The sequence below is a fragment of the Rahnella sp. ChDrAdgB13 genome (assembly GCF_017655185.1).
GTDB classification, from domain to species: domain Bacteria; phylum Pseudomonadota; class Gammaproteobacteria; order Enterobacterales; family Enterobacteriaceae; genus Rahnella; species Rahnella contaminans.
Genome location: NZ_JAEMGT010000229.1, coordinates 1 through 3806, shown reverse-complemented (window position 1 = coordinate 3806; position 3806 = coordinate 1). Strand labels below are relative to the sequence as shown.

At 42.7% G+C, this 3806-nt stretch carries 4 protein-coding genes; 1 reads left to right on the top strand and 3 read right to left on the bottom strand.

Features of this window, described 5'->3' with window-relative positions; all coding sequences use genetic code 11:
- Positions 1-59 precede the first annotated feature (59 nt).
- Together J8X26_RS27185 and J8X26_RS27180 are read right to left on the bottom strand one after the other, a co-directional pair.
- Positions 60-320 carry a helix-turn-helix domain-containing protein gene (locus J8X26_RS27185; RefSeq protein WP_208952627.1) on the bottom strand — a complete coding sequence of 87 codons (261 nt, stop codon included), beginning with the start codon at positions 318-320 and terminating at the stop codon, positions 60-62.
- A gap of 270 nt (positions 321-590) precedes the next feature.
- Positions 591-1355 (bottom strand): HNH endonuclease, encoded by a 765-nt coding sequence (locus J8X26_RS27180; RefSeq protein ID WP_208952626.1) that lies wholly within the window; start codon positions 1353-1355, stop codon positions 591-593.
- A 522-nt stretch (positions 1356-1877) separates the two neighbouring features.
- On the opposite strand from J8X26_RS27180, the gene J8X26_RS27175 reads away from it, so the two are divergent.
- Complete coding sequence (locus tag J8X26_RS27175; protein ID WP_208952625.1) at positions 1878-2093, top strand: hypothetical protein; 216 nt, start codon at positions 1878-1880, stop codon at positions 2091-2093.
- 72 nt (positions 2094-2165) lie between these two features.
- Here the strand turns inward: J8X26_RS27175 and J8X26_RS27170 are convergent, their stop codons facing one another.
- Positions 2166-3302 (bottom strand): porin, encoded by a 1137-nt coding sequence (locus J8X26_RS27170; protein WP_208952624.1) that lies wholly within the window; start codon positions 3300-3302, stop codon positions 2166-2168.
- Positions 3303-3806 lie beyond the last annotated feature (504 nt).

Below are 3806 nucleotides of genomic sequence, written 5' to 3'. Positions count from 1 at the left end.
CGCTACAGGATCGAGAATGTGGTGATCTGATCCTGATTACGGCAAAAAGTTCGATTTATTCAACAAAGCCCACCAAGATCTAAACCCATTGCGCCACTGAAAAAACTAAGGGCTCTCAATTCATTATTTTTCAGCATACCGACCCTATCATTATTCATGCTTAAAATATCAAAAATACTTTTCTTATCAATAAGCCAAGTCTTTCCCGACTGATAAGCTGCGAGCTTGCCATTTTTACAGAAATTCCGTATTTGCTGAGGGCTAAGCGACAACATTTTAGCTGCGTCTGAAACAGTGACAACGTTTGATAAGGTACTCATTTTATAATTCTCTAAGCAAAAAACTTACAGACCATTTTGCGCAAGCAAAATTTCACTGTCAATAGAAACAGTAGTTGATTTGTAACTTTAGAAGTCATTACAGCATCTATTTGAAATTTATAGGCTTTGTCAAATGGCTTTTAATAACTCTATGGTGAACGGTACTAGCATGCAAGTTACTAAAAGCATTTACATTAGTTACTTTCTTTTTTAGGAGATTCCTCGCAAATACCATTAAAGTGGAGGTAGCCGAAATGCAGATGAAAAAATCTATATTTTTCCAATAAAAATATTTTGCCGATGATACTTCAGTTGACTCATGTCAGGCGGATAACTTACCGGCATCCGTAACTGCTTCCCTTCATATTTAGCAAAATTCTCAATCGCAATATCGCTGGTCAACTTCTTGAGCTTTGGCGAGACGATCATTTCTAAATGCTCATTAAAAGAAATCAATCCGCGATCGAATGCTTTGTCGTGCAAACTTGAAAGGCATAGCCCATTGCTTGGGTTCAAACGATGCTCGACAGCATCAGCCCAAGGCCGAATATGGCTTGCAACCAGTAGGGCCGGTTCTTCCAACTCCGTAAGACAGCAACGATATTCATAGGCCGCAAGAACATTTTTGCGAAATAGCTGCTGATCGACACGCGCTTTAACGATAGTCGTTCTTTCTCGTCCACTGAAATCTACGGGGCCACTGTCATGCAAAGTTGTCGCAGGTTTATCGAGCTTGTTCATTGCACGCAAACATTCGAAATCGAACGTTTCAGTATCTAGCCTCATCTCCTTCCAGAGTTCCCGATCAGTATTTGAAGCACCTTTCAAGCCTGTGCGGCCAGATTCAATAATGAAAGGATCAAGGCTTGCTAGATTCACTAACTTCATTGCTAAAGCACCGGGTGTTCGGCCTATAAGTTCGGCGTAATGAATAATATCGGGGTTTTTAGAATGCAATTTACCAAAAGGAATTTGGCTATAGAGAGTAAACGCCACCAACAATTGATCGCGAGTCCAATGGTTTACGCCAGCCATAGGAAATTATCCGTCTGTTTTATGGAAGTTTAGGGGTTCACGTTACTATGCCAGCTACCTAATTGATTTCAAATTTTTATGACTAAAACGTAGTGTTTGCTGCCCGTTATTTCATTCTTCCTTCAGTAGATTTTCATCTCATTTACATCCCTTTTCCAAGACATCTCGCAAGAATGAAAACTGCCTAAAAATTCTTCTTACTGTATAAATTCCCATGATGTAGTCTCTCCTCACTGCGGCAAAACCCGCAGTCAGAATTAGCGTTCTGTCCCAGTTTGGTACCATCAACTCTATGAAAATAGAGCAAATGTGGTACGGTCTGCACTCACCCAAATTATGGTGGCTCAGGCAGTGGCTTCTCAGGAGGCACCGGATTCCAGACTGGCCGGAACGCTAACGCTGTTTGAGCTACCACCACCGGGATTAGCGTCTCTGGAGGTAGTTAATCAACTATCAGCTGGAGAATTAAAATGGAATTTTATACTACTGCTCTGCTCAACACCTCCGCACAGGAGGCAGCCCATGTCTGACCTTTATGACAATACACAGCTGGAACTCGAAGAGATCGTCGATCAATGCCGGGCGCTGGCTTATGCCATCGTGACGCTGGATAACGCGCAGGCCAAAGACTTGCTGGGGTTTATTCTTTGTGAGCGATTAGAGGTGCTGAATCTGGCATTGGAACTGCCGTTTACCGATGATGACATCGTTGTAGAGGAAGAGCCGATGGCGGCATAACGCTGGGATTCAGGGCATAAAAAAGCCAGCGCATTTCGGCGCTGGCAATTGAAAACACGAGGCAATCGGTAATTAGAAATCGTAGAACACGGTCACCCAGGTCTGATCCGGTTCGCCGTCGGTTGAATGCGCCAGTGTGCGTTCTACATAAACTGACAGGCCGTAACCGATCGTGGTGCCCGCACCAAAATAGGTGTGGTTTGCATGGAAATCTTCGCCGCCTTTCAGCTGCAGGGAATCGGCTGCAACGTAAGGTTGAATAGATTTCAGGAACGGTTTGTCGATATTAAAGGTATAACCGACGAAACCTTCAACGCCGTAGCCGCTGCCCGCAAAGTAATGATCCACCGGATTGGCGCGCGTGCTTGGTACAAAGTCTTTGTAATAACTGCCGGTCCCGACGATATACCAGTTACCCGGCTGCCAGGTTAGCGCAGTACCGGAAAGCTGCTGGTGATAATCTTTTTCATTATATTGATTATCTTTAACCGTCGCGTCGGTCACACTATAGGCTGCGCTCCAGACTAAATCTTTGGTCAGCTTATAATCGAAACCTAAACCACCGCCATTATTACGACGGTAATATTGATTTTCACCGGCAGCGATTTGATCTTCCGGCAGCAAATAGTTTGCATATAACGTCAGAGGACCAAAGTCGTTGGTATATTTAATACTGTTCTTTGGTTTATTGGCACCGTCGTAGTTGCCGTTAATACCAATACCTGTACCGCCCGCGTGACCATCGTTATCCCAGACGTCGCTTTTAATCCCGACGACGGAATAATAAATCCCGTACTGGTGGCCGTAGGTTAATGTGCCGTAACGGTCGTCTTTAAACCCGGCATATAACTGACGCTGAGTATCGCGACGTGCGCCTTCTTCATAGTGCCCGTCCATGCCCAGCAGGTGCGCCATGTCCACACCCAGCTCGTAGTAAGCGATGATGGAAGTGTCTTGCGTCAGTTTATAATCACCACGGAAACGGAAACGTGTACCACCGTCATGACCATTTTTATAATAGCCCGGCTCATCGCCGTTATTGAAAATCCACTCAGGACGAATACTCCCGCCCACCTGTAAACTTAACGGTGCCAGCAAAGAATTACTCTGAGGATTTTTATCTAAAACAGTAATCTCGGCCTGCGCACTTGCCGATAAAGCCGACAGCACGACACCGCCAATTAAGATTGACGCTTTTAAATTGTTCATTATTACCCTGTCATTATTATTTATGTGATGTGTGAGCGGTCTTGCGCCGCGTATAAATAATTAACATAGGTAAGACGGGCGACAAAGTGAAAATTCAGAAAGTTCCCTATAAGAAAAAGATATATACGGATTAATAATTCGACATTATTATTTTTAAATGTAACACCAAAAAACAAAATGTATACTTTAGTGCAAATAACATCCGAATTGTTTGTAATACAATCAAATGTAAATTCAACGGTATTCAGATTCGAAATATTTAATAACAATTATCGGATAAAAATAGCACCTATAATTAAATCATGCCTGCGTGACAATTACATTACGTTATAACCACTTTATATCATTATTGTGATCTCCGTTATAATCCCTGCTGACAGAATAATATTTTGCAAAGCCTGTTATTTATTAATCGATTTCATTTTTTATTTCTTTAGAGCCTATCCCAATAGGATTTTATTCCAGATAATGATGCCGCAGGTAAAATGCAGCATCGCCTCATAA

Coding starts and splice junctions, on each gene's coding strand:
- J8X26_RS27185 (WP_208952627.1), bottom strand. CDS start 320: ATGAGTACCTTATCAAACGTTGTCACTGTTTCAGACGCAGCTAAAATG.
- J8X26_RS27180 (WP_208952626.1), bottom strand. CDS start 1,355: ATGGCTGGCGTAAACCATTGGACTCGCGATCAATTGTTGGTGGCGTTT.
- J8X26_RS27175 (WP_208952625.1), top strand. CDS start 1,878: ATGTCTGACCTTTATGACAATACACAGCTGGAACTCGAAGAGATCGTC.
- J8X26_RS27170 (WP_208952624.1), bottom strand. CDS start 3,302: ATGAACAATTTAAAAGCGTCAATCTTAATTGGCGGTGTCGTGCTGTCG.